Genomic DNA, 14,135 nt, shown 5'->3' with positions numbered 1-14,135 from the left:
GGGATATTGCAGAAGCATTTGCAGAGCATGGTGCCAATATTGCGATTTGTTCCCGTAAATTAAGCAATTGCCAAGAATTAGTATTTATTTTTATGAGATAGGAGCGAATATATGGATCAATCTTTATTTGACTTAAGTGGACGTACAGCTCTTATTACAGGTGGAGGAAGAGGATTAGGAAGGGATATTGCAGAAGCATTTGCAGAGCATGGTGCCAATATTGCGATTTGTTCCCGTAAATTAAGCAATTGCCAAGAAACAGTCGACTATATTCAGAATAAGTTTTCAGTGCAAGCAAGAGCTTATATTTGTGATGTAGGCAATGAGGAAAATGTGGTCAATACAGTAAATGAAGTTATATCGGATTTTGGTCAAATTGATATTTTAGTAAATAATAGCGGGGCTACTTGGGGAGAAAAGGCTGAGAAGATGCCCCTTGAAGCATGGCAAAAGGTGATGAACGTCAATGTTACCGGCACCTTCCTTATGTCGAAAGCAGTCGGCAATCACATGATTGAAAAGGGATACGGGAAAATCATTAATATTGGCTCTGTCGCAGGTATAAAAGCAGAGCCTGCTGAAGTTTTAAATGCCATTGGTTACAGCACGAGTAAAGCTGCAATACACCATTTCACAAAGGATTTGGCACGTAAATGGGCGGAGTATGGTTTGACTGTTAATGCTATTGCTCCAGGATTTTTCGAAACTACGATGACAAAACATATTCTTGAAAAAAGCGGTGATCGTATTAGGCAAAAAAATCCAATGAATAAACTTGGTGATACGAATTCGTTAAAGGCTGCAGCATTACTGTTTGCTGGAAAGGCAAGTGATTATATTACAGGGCAAGTATTAGCTATTGATGGGGGTGGATCATTATGACGCAAAGCAAAACAAATGTGGAAAGACCTTGGTTAAAGCATGTTGTACCCGGAAATCCGAAAGAAGTTGAAATACCGGAAATTTCGCTTCCGCAGCTGATAGATGAGTCTATAGCAACATATCCAAATCACACGGCTATAACGTTTTATGGGAAAACTTTCTCTTATAAGGAACTGAGCAATAACATTAAAAAGGCTACGAAAGGTCTATCAAAAATTGGTGTTGGCAAAGGTGATCGGGTTGCAATTATGCTTCCGAATTGTCCTCAATACCCTGTGAGTTTTTACAGCATACTAGCATGTGGTGGAATTGTAGTTCAAGTAAATCCAATGTATCAGGCTTCAGAATTAATCCATATTTTAAATGATTCTGGGGCGAAGGCAATCATTGTAATGGATCAATTACTTCCTTTAATTGAGGCGATTAGAGCGCAAACACCGATTCAGGAGGTTTTCCCGGTTTCTGTAGAAAGCGCTTACTTGCCAGATGAATTATTAATAGAGGATGAGGGCGAACTGCAAAGGGTAGATATAAATCCAGTTGAAGATGTAGCAGTTTTGCAATATACAGGAGGAACAACCGGAACACCAAAAGGGGCAATGTTAACCCACTTTAATATAGTTGCTAACACCCTTCAAAGTGAAGCGACTTCCACTGTTAAGGTAAAAAAAGGGGAAGAGCGTGTTTTAACTATTTCGCCATTGTTTCATGTATATGGAATGACGAGTGCTATGTCTGTCACGTTCTATCTCGGTGGAAATTTGATTTTGGTACCTAAATTTGATGTGGAGCAAGTCATTGACATAATTGAAAAAACAAAGCCAACCTCATTTCCGGGCGTTCCAACGATGTATATTGCACTCGTAAATTATTACAATGTCAGAAAGTTTGATCTGAGCTGTTTTAATATATGTTCGAGTGGATCGGCACCCTTACCAATAGAGATTATTAATCAATTCAACGAGATAAGTGGTACTTCGGTTGCTGAAGGATATGGGCTATCAGAAGCTTCACCTGTGACGCATCGGAATCCTGTTGATGGATTGCAGAAAAAGGGGAGTATTGGTATTCCAATTCCAAATACAGATGCGAGAATAGTAGATATTGCAACTGGAGAGCAAAGCCTTGCTGTTGGTGAAGTTGGAGAATTGGTTATTAAAGGGCCTCAGGTGATGAAAGGTTATTGGAACAGACCTGAAGAAACAAATATCGCTATACGGAATGGTTGGCTGTATACAGGAGATTTAGCAAAAATGGATGAGGACGGCTTCTTCTTTATTGTTGGACGTAAAAAAGAAATGATTATCGCAAGCGGATATAACGTTTATCCTATCGAGGTTGAAAACATTCTTTATAAACATCCAGCTGTACTTGAAGTCGCGGTAATTGGTATTCCACATGAGTATCGCGGCGAGACAATTAAAGCAATTGTAGTACTGAAGGATGGGCAGGATGTGACGTCTGACCAACTTATTGATTTCTGTCGTACCCAATTGTCTGCATATAAGGTTCCTAGAGAAATTCAATTCGTCAAAGAGTTACCTAAAACGGCTGTTGGTAAAATACTGAAAAGAAATTTAATAACGCAATTCAATGCTCAAAGTGATCAAGTTTAATATAAATCTAATGGAAACGGAAGTGTGTCTAGATGTATTTACGTTTAACTGATGAACAAAAAATGGTGCAGGAAACAATCCGCAAATTTGTGAAAGAGGAATTAATTCCTCTTGAAAATGAAGTGCTGAAAAACGAGCGTGAAGGGAAACCGGGTATCTCAAATGAAAAATTAAAAGAGCTACGCTTAAAGGCGAAAGAATTTGGATTTTGGGGTATTAACACGCCAGAAGAGTATGGTGGTGCTGACCTTGGCCAAATGATGATGGCGCTCGTTTTAATGGAGATTTCGAAAACATTTGTACCTTTTAGTTTTGGCGGTTCAGCAGACAATATTCTTTATTATGGAAACGACTACCAAAAGGAAAAGTACTTAATTCCTACGATAAATGGTGACAAAAAATCGTGCTTTGCTATGACAGAGCCGGATGCAGGGTCCGACACAAGAAACATTAAAATGACTGCAGTGAAAGATGGCAGTGAGTGGATATTAAATGGAGAGAAAACTTTTATTACAGGTGGCAATGAAGCGGATTTTGTAATGGTCATTGCGATAACTGATAGAGAGCTCCATAAAAAAACTGGTAGAGATGGGGTAACTTGCTTCATCGTAGACCGTGATATGGGCTGGAAATCAGAGTATATCGACACTATGGGTGAATGGGGACCGGCTGGTTTAGTCTTTGATAATGTGCGTGTTCCAGAAGAAAATATTTTAGGTGAGATTAACGGTGGTTATAAATTGGGATTAGAATGGATTGGCTTTGCACGATGGGTTGTAGGTGCTCGTGCAGTTGGAATGGCGGAACGACTACTGCAAATGGCCATCGATTACTCGAAGGAGCGCAAAACATTTGGAAAACCAATTGCAGATAATCAAGCGATCCAGTGGCCGATTGCAGATTCAGCAGTTGAAATTGAAGCAGCAAGATGGCTTGTGCTTAATGCAGCCTTTACCCTCGATCAAGGAGAAGATAATCGCCATTTAGCATCAATGGCTAAATTATATGGTGCCAATATGGGCAATAGAGTAGTAGACCGAGTACTCCAAATTCATGGTGGGATGGGCTATACAAGAGAGTTACCGATTGAACGATGGTATCGTGAAGCAAGACTTTGGAGAATTTATGATGGTACTGACGAAATACAACGTATGATCATTTCAAGAAATCTCTTAAAAGGTAACGTTAAGATTGGGCAATATGTTTAACTCTATTAATGAGCGATGAAATCAAAAAATTTTTTAGAGAAAGAAGGAATAGTGGTGGGACAAAGATTTGAAGGAAAAACAGCATTTGTAACAGGTGGCAGCAGAGGAATTGGTAGAGCGATCGTAGAGCAATTCGCACAAGAAGGGGCTAATGTCGCAATTATTGATGTTAATGAAGAAGCGTTAGAAGATGCAGCTAGTGAATTAAGAGAAGCGGGTTATTCAGTTTATACAAAAGTCGGAAGTGTAGCTAATCGTGAAGACATTGAATTGGCGATGAAAGAAGTCTATGAAATGTTCGGTTCGATTGATATTTTAGTAAACAATGCGGGAGTTATTCGAGATAATTTAGTATTTAAAATGACGGATGAAGATTGGTTAACCGTTATGAATGTTCATTTAACAGGTGCATTCTACGCCTCTCGAGCTGCTCAAGCTTATATGACGAAGCAAAATTACGGCCGAATTATTAACTTGTCATCCACTTCTGCTTTAGGTAATCGCGGACAGGCGAATTATTCGACGGCGAAAGCAGGATTACAAGGATTAACTAAAACGCTAGCAATTGAGCTAGGTCGATATGGTGTAACCGTAAATGCTGTTGCGCCAGGCTTTATTGAAACAGATATGACAAAAGCAACTGCTGAAAGAATGGGCGTTCCTTTTGATCAGTTTGTTGAATTCACTACTAAGGCAATTCCGGTTGGACGAAGCGGAAAACCAGAAGATATTGCAAATGCAGTCTTATTTTTTGCAGATGAAAAATCATCTTTTGTAAGTGGGCAAATTATTTATGTTGCTGGAGGACCTAGAACTTAAAGAAAAGAGGGATTAAGTGTTTAAAGAAGCAATTGGAACACGCTCAACTGTAATTAAAAATACAGTTGAGCGAGGTGCTGTTAAAAAATTTGCAGTGGCCATTAATGATCTTGCTCCGATTTATTATGACGAAGAAGCAGGGAAAAATTCAAGATATCAACGAAATATTGCGCCACCTACCTTTCCAGTTACACTTGATTTTGGTACGATTCCAAATTTAAATCTACCGGCAAAGGGACTCATTCATGGAGAGCAAATCTTTCATTATGAACGGCCAATTTTTGTTGGAGAAGAAGTATATTGCTATACAGAAGTGAAAGATTACTATGAGAAAACTGGGAGTAATGGAAGAATGGGCTTTTTAGTCATTCGTCGTGAGGGCTTAGATATAGATCAAAACCTAATTTTCAGCGAAGATCGTATTCTCATCATTAATGAAGCAGTGAGAAAGGGGATGGGCTTTTGACATATATTGCTGATTTGCAGCCAGGCGATTCATTATCCACTATTGAATTGCAACCGGTAAGTAGAATTGACCTGATTAAATACGCAGGAGCATCTGGTGACTTCAATCCCATTCATACAATTGATGATGAGGCGAAGAAAGCAGGTTTACCAGGCATTATAGCGCATGGAATGTGGACGATGGGTAATTTAGCAAAGTTATTTACACCTTATGTTGAGGAAGGTTTTATTCAAGATTTCGCCATCCGCTTTAAAGGCATGGTATTTATAGATGACCGCATTACACTAAAGGCAACTTTACTGGACCATAATTCAAGTGAAATGATGTTTGAAGTTGCAGCAATCAATCAACACCAAAAGGAAGTTATGAATGGATCAGTAAAATTTTTACGTCATAAGATTTCTGAATTTTCAGATGAATCAATAGGGAGGATGAATGTGTGAGAGAGGCTGTAATTGTTTCCGCAGTAAGAACAGCAATCGGTCGACAGGGTGGCGCACTTGCATCTATTCCAGCTCATGTTTTTGGAGCAGAGGTGATGAAAGAGGCACTAAAGCGTGCAAATGTTACGGCTGATATGGTTGATGACGTTATTTTAGGCAATGTACTAAGTGGTGGTGGGAATATTGCTAGATTAACAGCTTTGCAAACAGGTTTATTCCTAGGAATCCCTGGTTTAACTGTAGATCGTCAATGTGGTTCTGGTATAAATGCAATTAATCTAGCAGCACAGGCAATCTGGGCAGGCGACGGTGATATTTTTGTAGCAGGTGGAGTAGAGAGTATGAGCCGTGCTCCTTATTTACTGGACCGTCCAGAAAAAGCTTATAGTCCAACGCCCCCTCGCTTCCGTAAGTCTCAATTAGCTCCAAAAGAAATAGGCGATCCACCTATGGGGATTACAGCAGAAAACTTAGTTGAGAAATATAACATTAGTAGGGAAGAACAGGATGCATTTTCTCTACAAAGCCAACAAAAGATGGCTAGAGCTATGGAAGAAGGCCGTTTTGAAGAGCAAATTGTACCGATTTATATACCTACTCGAAAAGGTGAACCAATTGAGTTTAAAGTGGATGAACATCCTCGTCCAGAAACGACCAAAGAAGGATTAGAAAAATTACCGGCAGTATTTTTGAATGGTGGTACTGTTACTGCAGGTAGTAGTTCAGGTTTAAATGATGCTGCTTCAGTCGTTGTTATAATGTCTCGTGAAAAAGCAAATCAGTTAGGAATAACTCCTTTAGCAGTCGTTCGAGCACAGGCAGTTGCCGGGGTTGACCCAAATATTATGGGAATCGGACCAGTACCTGCAACAAAAAAAGTATTAGAGAAGGCTGGCTTAGCTTTAGAGGATATGGATTTAATAGAAATAAACGAAGCGTTTGCTTCACAAGTTCTTGCTTGTGATAAGGAACTAAACATGGACGCGCAAAAAGTAAATGTTAACGGTGGGGCAATTGCACATGGACATCCTCTAGGTGCCACGGGTGCTATTTTAATGACAAAAGCAATTTACGAATTAAAGCGGTCAGGCGGAAGATATGCACTCATTACTGCATGTATCGGTGGCGGGCAAGGAATTGCGACGATCATTGAACGAGAGGGGTAGTCAATTTTTCCCCAAAATTAAGGTCATATATGAAGGAGAAGAAAATATATGAAAACTATCCCGGAAGTTGATATTTATGTACGGTATTGTGAGACGGATGCTGGAGGTCATGTAAGTAATACGAGTTATTTTCTCTATTATGAAGAAGCACGTACTAAATTTTTTGAAGCGATTAATTTTAGCGGGAAGGATCGAAAGAGTTTTAATTTTATCGTTGCGCGTCTTGAAAGTAACTTCATTAAGCAATCATATGCAAGTCAAATACTGAGAGTATCAACAGGCGTATCAAATATCGGAACAAAAAGCTATACACTTGAACATGAAATTAAAGATGCACATACTGGTGCTCTTATAGCAAATGGAAGTTCAGTTATTGTTTGTTATAACTTTCAAGATCAGCATTCAATTGAAATACCAATGGAATTAAGGAAGGCCCTTGAAGAATATTTAATTACCACACGTTAGAGTAAGCCAAATTTCATCTTACAATACGAAGGGGGATAAATATGGAATTATTACTGCAGCAATTGTTTAATGGACTCACCCTTGGAAGCGTTTACATTCTTGTTGCGATTGGACTTACTCTCGTATTTGGTATTTTACATGTTCCAAATTTTGCCCATGGAGCGCTGTACTTAATTGGTGGGTATCTCACTTTAATGGCAATGAAAGGGCTAGGCGTCCATTATTTTGTAGCTATCATCATCTCTATGATTAGCGTTGCATTAATAGCGATTTTAATGGAACGATTGGTTTTTAATCCATTAAGGAATGCTCCTGCTATTCATGACAAAATAGCAGCCATTGGTATGGTATTGTTTTTCGATGCACTTGTTAGTCTTATATGGGGCAACGACTACCAAAGAATGATTACCCCATATGGTGACTCTGTTACAATTTTTGGCATAGCGACATCGTATCAAAGAATTTTGGTTATTGTAGTGGCGGTCGTTGTGGTGATTTTATTGCAGCTTTTTTTAAAGAAAACAATGATTGGAGCGTCGATTATTGCGATGGCGCAAAATCGTGAAGGAGCCTTTTTAGTAGGGATCAATGCGAATGCAGTTGCGATGATGACATTTGCTATCTCAGGAGCATTAGCTGCAATTGCGGCATCTATTTCTTCTCCGATTAATCTTGTATTCCCGGCCATGGGACATATTGTTATTTTGAAAGCATTTGTCGTCGTTATTATAGGAGGGATGGGTAGCGTTCCAGGCGCTATCATTGGTGGATTAATCCTTGGTATTACAGAGAGCTTGGGAGCTACGTATATTTCGAATGATTACAAGGATATGATAGCCTTTTTACTACTAATAATTATTATGACGGTGCGCCCTAAAGGTCTGTTTGCGAAGGGGGTTTATTAATGAGTAAAGTACTGAATAAACGAAATGGAATTATCGCAGTACTCATTTTATCCCTTCTTTTTCCTCTGGCCTTTTCAGATAATAAATATGTTTTATATATTATGACGCTCGCCTTTATTTATATTATCGCCATTTATGGAATGAACATTTTAGCTGGTTATACGGGGCAGCTCTCCTTGGCACACGCAGGTTTTTTTGCCATTGGAGCCTATTCTGTAGGGGTTTTAACTACTAAAGCGGGTCTTAATTTTTGGTTGGCATTATTATTAGCTGTTCTTATTACAATGGGAATTGGTTTTGCTTTAGGCATCATTGCTCTTCGAACGAAAGAGCACTTCTTTGCCATCTATACGTTAATAGCAGGTTATTTAATCTATTTATTAATTTATAAATGGGAAGGTTTAACGGGTGGCGTAAGGGGATTAATTGGCATACCAATCCCAAATGCAATTGGTCCCATTAAATTCGAATCACCGATCGCCATGTATTATTTAGTGTTATTGTTTCTTCTCCTTTCTATCTTTGTCACTGTAAGAATTGTTTATTCTTTAACTGGAAGAACGTATAATGCGATTCGTAATAGTGAGGAGCTAGCACAAACTCTAGGAATTAATACAAAAATAAATAAACTAGTATCTTTTGTCATTTCGGTATCTTTTGCAGGACTGGCAGGTGGATTATACGCTTCACTTGTTCGATTTATTGGACCTGAAATTGCAGGGACTACAATGGTATTTACATTTTTGATGTATTTAATCGTTGGTGGAATTGGAACACTTGCGGGACCGATTATAGGGACGCTGCTGTTTATATGGCTAGAGCAATATTTACAAAGTTTCCAAGAACATAAGATGTTAATTTTTGGACCAATATTAACATTAATCGTTATTTTCTACCCTAGAGGGATCGTAGGAGCTATTCAGTCCTTAATGGGATATTTTCGGACTAGGAAAAAAGAGAGTAGCAAGTCATATAAAACAAATAGTGAATCAACAGATATGAAAAGTAGGGAGGTTTAATGATGACATTTATTAAACTAGAAGGCCTCACGAAAAAATTTGGTGGTTTAACTGCAGTCGATGAAGTTGATTTTGAGATTGAAAAAGGGAAGATTACCGCAATTATCGGACCAAATGGAGCCGGTAAATCAACCTTTTTTAATTTGATTAGTGGCTTCCATCGACCAACATCCGGGTCAATTACGTTTGAAGGAAAGGATATTACTAAAACACCGCCACATATTGTAGCGCGATTAGGTATTGCTCGTACTTTCCAAACTACTCATCTATTTGATACGTCGTCTGTCATTGACAATATTATAGTAGGCTATCGCTTACGTACTAAATCGAAGCTGTTTGATGCCATTCTTCGGACGAAAAGAGAAAAGCGTGAGGAAAAGGAAGCATTTGAAAGAGCAATTGAAGTACTGGATTTCGTTGGCTTAGCAAATTTAGCTGACAGTCCTGTATCGACAATTTCACAGGAGTCAAAAAAACGGGTGGCCATTGCACTTGCGCTTGCAACTGGTCCAAAAGTTATTTTTCTTGATGAGCCTGCAGCAGGAATCAATCCTGGTGAAACAGAAGGCTTGGCAGAATTAATGAAGAAAATCGTTGATAGCGGCATTACTGTATGTACGATTGAACATAAGATGCAGATGATTATGGGACTCGCAGATAATATTATGGTGCTAAATCATGGTGCGAAAATAGCACAAGGTACACCAGAGGAAATTCAAAATAACCCAACTGTAATTGAAGCGTATTTAGGGGGTGAATCATCTGCTGAAGTTATCTGATGTAACGATAAAGTTTGGTGGTTTTGAAGCATTAAAAAACATTAATTTAGAAGTGCATGAGGGCGAGTTAGTTGTATTACTGGGAGCGAATGGGGCAGGGAAAAGCACGCTATTTAAAACAATTAGCGGCTTGAACAAAATGACTTCAGGCGACATTCAATTTAATGGAAACAGTATAAGCGGTGCTGCCCCGGATCGGATCGTAAAGACCGGTATTGTTCAATGTGCCGAAGGAAAAAAGCTGTTTTCTGAGATGTCTGTTCAGGAAAATTTAATGATGGGTGGCTTTGTCCATCGACGGAAAAAAGCACAATTAAAACAGTCTTTGGAAGAAACTTATGATTTATTCCCAATTTTAAAAGAGAAAAAAGATGATGCAGCTGGTTCCTTAAGTGGAGGACAGCAGCAAATGTTGGCGATTGGTAGAGCTTTAATGGCAAAGCCAAAACTAATTATGCTCGATGAACCTTCCATAGGGCTTGCTCCGTTAATAGTCGAGCAAATGTTTTCTGTCATACAGTCGATTAATAGAAATGGAACGACCGTGTTACTTGCTGAACAAAATGCCAACGCTGCACTGAAAATTGCTAACCGTGGCTACGTAATAGAGAACGGCATACTGGTTCTTCAAGGGAATAGTAAAGAACTATTTAATAATGATGAAATTCGCAAAGCTTATATTGGTGCATAGCCATGGGAATGTAGTAAAGGTGAGGAAATGGAACAAAAAATGTATTGTCGCACTAAAAATATAAAAAACAAAGGAGATAAACATGAACACATTCAAGAGGGGATTATTTCTTAGTTTGCTTTTTATTTTGGCTATAGTACTAGTTGCTTGTTCTGAAGATGGGAAAGAAACAAAAAATGATGAAGAAAAAGCACCAGTCAGTACAGAGGGCAGTAAAGTAGAAGAGCTTACAATCGGCTATACCGGTCCTTTAAGTGGTCCAGCAGCATTTTATGGCGAAGAAACGTTAAAAGGATTAAGAATGGCTGCGGAAGAAATTAATGATAGTGGTGGATTTGAAGTGGATGGTCAGAAGTATACGATTAACTTATCGACTTTAGATGACAAATATTTACCGAATGAAGCTGCAGCGAATGCGAAAAGATTAGTACAGGAACAAGATACTAAGTTTATTTATACACCACATAGTGGCGGTGTATATGCAATGCAAGTGTTTAATGAAATGGAAGATTTTATTGTTATGGCTTATACGAGTGAGCCAGGTGTTACCGAAACAGGAAATAAAATGACTGTTCGTATTCCACCTCGCTATGACAGATATATTGAGCCATTTACAAAATACGAAATGGAGCGTTTCGGAAAGAAAATAGCATTCTTACCAACAGCAACTCAGTACGGTAAGGATTGGGCAGACTCATTACGCCCAGTGTGGGAAGCAAATGGTGGGGAAGTTGTCTTTGATGAGTCAATTGATTTTAGTAAGGATACGGACTTCCAAACAATTATGACCAATGCATTAGCGAAAAACCCAGATGTCTTATTCATCGGTGGCCCTTCACAACCGACTGCCCTTGTATTAAAGCAAGCACGTGATTTAGGTTTCGAAGGTGGATTTATTATTATGGACCAAGCAAAGCTGGATGAGATTGCAGCAGTTTTAGGCGGAAGTTATGATTTACTTGAAGGCGTAATTTCGACACCACCACTAGTTACATCGCGTTATGGTGGTACAGAAGCCTTCATTGAAAAATACCGTAGCGAAAATGATAAAGATCCAGGCTCTGAATCAGGATTCCATTATATTTCATTGTATATTCTAGTTGAGGCAATGAAAGCAGCTGGAACTGTGGATGATACTGAAAAAATTATGGCAGCAATGGATCAGGGAGCAAAAAACCTGCCAGAAGACAAAGAAGTTTATTACATTCAAGGTGTAGACGATGATGGTGGATTCCTTCCATTACTACGCATGGCTTACGTAGAAAATGGAGAAATTGTTCAGATGGGTGAAGAAAAGTAAATATTAGTGAAGGTATTTACAGATAGAAATAATCATATTTTACGAATTATATCCCGTACTTAGTGCTGGGGGAAACATTTCAAAAGAGTAAACAGTTAGACTGTATTACTCTTTTTTTTGTTCTGTTCAAACTGTGCTCAGTTGAATTAATCTCATAAAAAGATTTCAAGTCGAATAGATTGGATATCAGTGTGAAAAAAGGGGATGTAAATTGCGTGGGAAATTATTTGAAGAGTGCTGTTTTTGAACATCAGCTTTGGCTTCAAGTACTTGGTGATCATTCAAGATTTATTTACGATTCGCTATATCCTTCTCAAATAGAGGATATTTCTAACAGTACTATCTAATGAAATTAGCAGAGTCACCTAACATTTAAGCGAAAACCGCAGGGACTATAACCACTTTCATATATTTTGGTGGTTATATTCATCTGCGGTTTTTTAATTAGGAATAACACATATATTTTCCGTGAAATGAAGCCAATTCCGCAGATAAGGGGAAATCCTCCGGTTATTTTACTCTCAATTCATTATTCTTTAGAAGTATTATCTTTGGATAAAAACCAACCAGCTACTGCAATAGCAATTAATACGCTATAGAAAGTTAGTTTCCACTCAAAGGAATGGGCAAACGTATAAGAAATAATATTCACATCAGGATGGCTTAAAGTTAAAACAGCGAGTTTAACACCTACCCATCCAACGATTACAAATGCAGCAATTTCTAAGCCTGGTTTTGCTCCAAGAAGTTTTACAAAAAAGTTTGCTGCAAAACGCATGATGATTAACCCGATTAAACCACCTGTGAATATGACTAGGAACTTTCCTCCATCCATGCCACCAATTGTAGGTAAGTCTGTATTAGGAAGTGTCATTGCAAGAGCTACAGCTGCTAAAATGGAATCAACCGCAAATGCAATATCCGCCAATTCCACTTTAATAACCGTTCCCCAAAAACCAGATTTCTTCTTCTCATTCACTTTCACATGTACTTTGTTTTTAAAATATATCTTTCTAGCAATATGATTAATTGCAATAAATAGTAAATAGAGAGCTCCAATAGCCTGAACCTGCCATACATCTACTAGGAAGGAAATAATAAATAACGAAGCGAAACGGAATATGAAGGCACCTGCTAGACCATAAAAAAGAGCCCTCCGTCTTTCTTTTTCAGGTAAATGTTTAACCATGATAGCTAAAACGAGGGCATTATCTGCCGCAAGCAATCCTTCTAAGCCAATTAATAATAATAGTACCCAACCATACTCTAATAATAATGATATATCCAATTATATTCCTCCTAGCTACATTTAAGATTAATGGTAAGTAAGAATAATATTCCCATTTCCATTAACTATAATCATATAGCGAGGCATCACTAAAAATGCTTTTTAAGAATACATTTAATTTTCTTCGAGAACATATATTTATCAGTATTTAAAAAAGTTGATATTAAGAGGTGGCCTCCGTGTATTTTCTTAAAAAAAGTTTGGCGCTAATTTTAGGCAGTATTATTCTATCTTTAGGTATAAATCTGTTTTTAGTACCGCATAAAATTTTAGATGGAGGGACAGTTGGTATTGGATTAATAGCAAATTACTTATGGGGGTTTAATACAGGAATTATAATAATCATATTAAGTATTCCCATCTTTATATACGCATGGTTTCATTATAGAAACTATTTCTATAATAGTTTACATGGCATGATTCTATCTGCTTTTTTTATTGATTATCTTTCACCTCTTAGTAAGCTAATAAAAATTGAAGCGGTATACAGCTCTATTCTAGGTGGCATCTTGGTAGGCGTAGGAATCGGGATGATGTTATGTTTTCAAACAAGTACAGGAGGCACGGATTTTATTGCCCAGTTTTTGTGTGAGAAGACAGGTATTAATGTAGGGATTTTTATTTTGATGATTGATTCAATTGTTATAATTATTGGGGGGTTATTATTATCTCAAGAAACATTTTATCTCTCCATTTTAACGATAATATTTATTGGTATAACAACTAGTCTTATTACAAGTATGAGAGGGCATATAGTAGCTTATTAATGAGTTAGCGTATAATCATTCATTTGTACTGTGTCTTTTTGTAACCACGAACACTCTTTGAACACTATTGTCACAATTGTAAGGTTTGTTATACAAATGCAAAAGAGGCGCCATTGATTCCCTAATGATTTTAGGGTTACTTTCTAGCTTTTCCTGCTCTACAAGTTGCATCACCAAAAGTTGAGGATGACAAAATTAAAAAAATAAGATTTTCTAATGAATTCCGTTCTGCTGCGCTACGGGAAAACGCGTTGAAGCAAGTGTTTTGAAGCTCGCGTCCGTTGTACTCCATTCCGGGCGGTGTGGATTCAAAGCTTTTGT

General features: G+C 38.0%; 15 protein-coding genes. 14 read left to right on the top strand and 1 reads right to left on the bottom strand.

The annotated features are described in order from the left end of the window. The first annotated feature begins 111 nt into the window (after nucleotides 1-111). The 13 genes from H9632_RS08465 (at nucleotide 112) to H9632_RS08405 (ending at nucleotide 11,759) form a co-directional block, all read left to right on the top strand. Nucleotides 112-882 (top strand): SDR family oxidoreductase, encoded by a 771-nt coding sequence (locus tag H9632_RS08465; protein WP_191703671.1) that lies wholly within the window; start codon nucleotides 112-114, stop codon nucleotides 880-882. Then, the gene (locus H9632_RS08460; RefSeq protein WP_191703670.1) at nucleotides 879-2,498 is read left to right on the top strand and encodes a long-chain-fatty-acid--CoA ligase; all 1,620 of its coding nucleotides are present in this window, start codon (nucleotides 879-881) and stop codon (nucleotides 2,496-2,498) included. The genes H9632_RS08465 and H9632_RS08460 overlap by 4 nt, the downstream gene beginning before the upstream one ends. 32 nt (nucleotides 2,499-2,530) lie before the next feature. Next, nucleotides 2,531-3,706, top strand: coding sequence for an acyl-CoA dehydrogenase family protein (locus H9632_RS08455; protein ID WP_191703669.1), 1,176 nt, complete (start codon nucleotides 2,531-2,533; stop codon nucleotides 3,704-3,706). Between the two features lie 54 nt (nucleotides 3,707-3,760). Next, nucleotides 3,761-4,525 carry an SDR family NAD(P)-dependent oxidoreductase gene (locus H9632_RS08450; RefSeq protein ID WP_191703668.1) on the top strand — a complete coding sequence of 255 codons (765 nt, stop codon included), beginning with the start codon at nucleotides 3,761-3,763 and terminating at the stop codon, nucleotides 4,523-4,525. 16 nt (nucleotides 4,526-4,541) lie between these two features. Next, nucleotides 4,542-4,991, top strand: a complete 450-nt coding sequence (locus tag H9632_RS08445) for a MaoC family dehydratase N-terminal domain-containing protein (protein ID WP_191703667.1) — start codon at nucleotides 4,542-4,544, stop codon at nucleotides 4,989-4,991. Further along, a complete protein-coding gene (locus tag H9632_RS08440) occupies nucleotides 4,988-5,434 on the top strand; it encodes a MaoC/PaaZ C-terminal domain-containing protein (RefSeq protein ID WP_191703666.1) in 447 nt (148 codons plus the stop codon). The genes H9632_RS08445 and H9632_RS08440 overlap by 4 nt, the downstream gene beginning before the upstream one ends. After that, entirely contained in the window at nucleotides 5,431-6,600 is a 1,170-nt protein-coding gene (locus H9632_RS08435) for a thiolase family protein (RefSeq protein ID WP_191703665.1), read from the top strand. The genes H9632_RS08440 and H9632_RS08435 overlap by 4 nt, the downstream gene beginning before the upstream one ends. 48 nt (nucleotides 6,601-6,648) lie before the next feature. Further along, nucleotides 6,649-7,065 (top strand): acyl-CoA thioesterase, encoded by a 417-nt coding sequence (locus tag H9632_RS08430; protein ID WP_191703664.1) that lies wholly within the window; start codon nucleotides 6,649-6,651, stop codon nucleotides 7,063-7,065. A gap of 41 nt (nucleotides 7,066-7,106) precedes the next feature. Next, nucleotides 7,107-7,970, top strand: coding sequence for a branched-chain amino acid ABC transporter permease (locus H9632_RS08425; RefSeq protein WP_191701523.1), 864 nt, complete (start codon nucleotides 7,107-7,109; stop codon nucleotides 7,968-7,970). Beyond that, nucleotides 7,970-8,989: a branched-chain amino acid ABC transporter permease gene (locus tag H9632_RS08420; protein ID WP_191703663.1), complete on the top strand. Its 1,020-nt coding sequence runs from the start codon at nucleotides 7,970-7,972 to the stop codon at nucleotides 8,987-8,989. Before H9632_RS08425 ends, H9632_RS08420 begins: the two co-directional genes overlap by 1 nt. 2 nt (nucleotides 8,990-8,991) lie before the next feature. Further along, the gene (locus H9632_RS08415) at nucleotides 8,992-9,768 is read left to right on the top strand and encodes an ABC transporter ATP-binding protein (protein WP_191703662.1); all 777 of its coding nucleotides are present in this window, start codon (nucleotides 8,992-8,994) and stop codon (nucleotides 9,766-9,768) included. Then, complete coding sequence (locus tag H9632_RS08410; RefSeq protein ID WP_191703688.1) at nucleotides 9,752-10,459, top strand: ABC transporter ATP-binding protein; 708 nt, start codon at nucleotides 9,752-9,754, stop codon at nucleotides 10,457-10,459. Before H9632_RS08415 ends, H9632_RS08410 begins: the two co-directional genes overlap by 17 nt. Nucleotides 10,460-10,541: 82 nt before the next feature. Then, the gene (locus tag H9632_RS08405) at nucleotides 10,542-11,759 is read left to right on the top strand and encodes an ABC transporter substrate-binding protein (protein WP_191703661.1); all 1,218 of its coding nucleotides are present in this window, start codon (nucleotides 10,542-10,544) and stop codon (nucleotides 11,757-11,759) included. Between the two features lie 529 nt (nucleotides 11,760-12,288). On the opposite strand, the gene H9632_RS08400 is transcribed toward H9632_RS08405, so the two are convergent. Then, nucleotides 12,289-13,047 carry a TerC family protein gene (locus H9632_RS08400; RefSeq protein WP_191703660.1) on the bottom strand — a complete coding sequence of 253 codons (759 nt, stop codon included), beginning with the start codon at nucleotides 13,045-13,047 and terminating at the stop codon, nucleotides 12,289-12,291. 179 nt (nucleotides 13,048-13,226) lie between these two features. Between H9632_RS08400 and H9632_RS08395 the strand changes: the two genes are divergently transcribed. Beyond that, on the top strand, nucleotides 13,227-13,814 hold the full coding sequence (locus tag H9632_RS08395; protein ID WP_191703659.1) for a YitT family protein: 588 nt from the start codon (nucleotides 13,227-13,229) through the stop codon (nucleotides 13,812-13,814). The last annotated feature ends 321 nt before the right edge of the window (nucleotides 13,815-14,135 follow it).

Origin of the sequence: Solibacillus merdavium (genome assembly GCF_014836935.1) — a bacterium.
Taxonomy (GTDB): Bacteria; Bacillota; Bacilli; order Bacillales_A; family Planococcaceae; genus Solibacillus; species Solibacillus ferritrahens.
The sequence above is the reverse complement of the archived record's forward strand: the minus strand, read 5'-3'. Positions and strand labels throughout refer to the sequence as shown.

Coding starts and splice junctions, on each gene's coding strand:
- H9632_RS08405 (WP_191703661.1), top strand. CDS start 10,542: ATGAACACATTCAAGAGGGGATTATTTCTTAGTTTGCTTTTTATTTTG.
- H9632_RS08465 (WP_191703671.1), top strand. CDS start 112: ATGGATCAATCTTTATTTGACTTAAGTGGACGTACAGCTCTTATTACA.
- H9632_RS08425 (WP_191701523.1), top strand. CDS start 7,107: ATGGAATTATTACTGCAGCAATTGTTTAATGGACTCACCCTTGGAAGC.
- H9632_RS08455 (WP_191703669.1), top strand. CDS start 2,531: ATGTATTTACGTTTAACTGATGAACAAAAAATGGTGCAGGAAACAATC.
- H9632_RS08415 (WP_191703662.1), top strand. CDS start 8,992: ATGACATTTATTAAACTAGAAGGCCTCACGAAAAAATTTGGTGGTTTA.
- H9632_RS08420 (WP_191703663.1), top strand. CDS start 7,970: ATGAGTAAAGTACTGAATAAACGAAATGGAATTATCGCAGTACTCATT.
- H9632_RS08460 (WP_191703670.1), top strand. CDS start 879: ATGACGCAAAGCAAAACAAATGTGGAAAGACCTTGGTTAAAGCATGTT.
- H9632_RS08430 (WP_191703664.1), top strand. CDS start 6,649: ATGAAAACTATCCCGGAAGTTGATATTTATGTACGGTATTGTGAGACG.